A 398-nucleotide genomic window follows, 5' to 3' on the forward strand; every position below is an offset into this window, starting at 1 on the left:
GAGGCTTCATGATTTTCTCCCAGTACCCGCTCTCGTAAGTGAACACCGGAACAATGAACGCATCCTTATATTCGCGTATATACTGCATAGTGTTTATACAGAAGGATCTGGCTCGTCAAATTCACTATGCACTAGGTGTACCTTGGAGGCAAGAGCAGGGTCATACAATGGTGATTCAGGATAATACCGAGGATCATCAACATAAACACCCGTAGTCTGCGAACTATGGGTAGTAACACCAAAAAGCTCCCCATACTTATCGTAGAGAGGATCCGGGGCACCGTTCGGGAAGTTTCTGCGCTGTTCTTCTTCAAAATCGGACCAGGGGTATCGCACACCCTCACCGGCAATCATCACATTTTCCGCACCCATCAGCTCCTCAAACTGTGGAATATACG

General features: G+C 47.5%; 1 pseudogene. It reads right to left on the reverse strand.

The features are described from left to right. Positions 1-93 precede the first annotated feature (93 nt). Positions 94-398: pseudogene (locus HMPREF2554_RS01770) on the reverse strand (hypothetical protein); the annotation flags it as partial.

The organism is Rothia sp. HMSC071F11 (genome assembly GCF_001809115.1).
Classification (GTDB): Bacteria; Actinomycetota; Actinomycetes; order Actinomycetales; family Micrococcaceae; genus Rothia; species Rothia dentocariosa.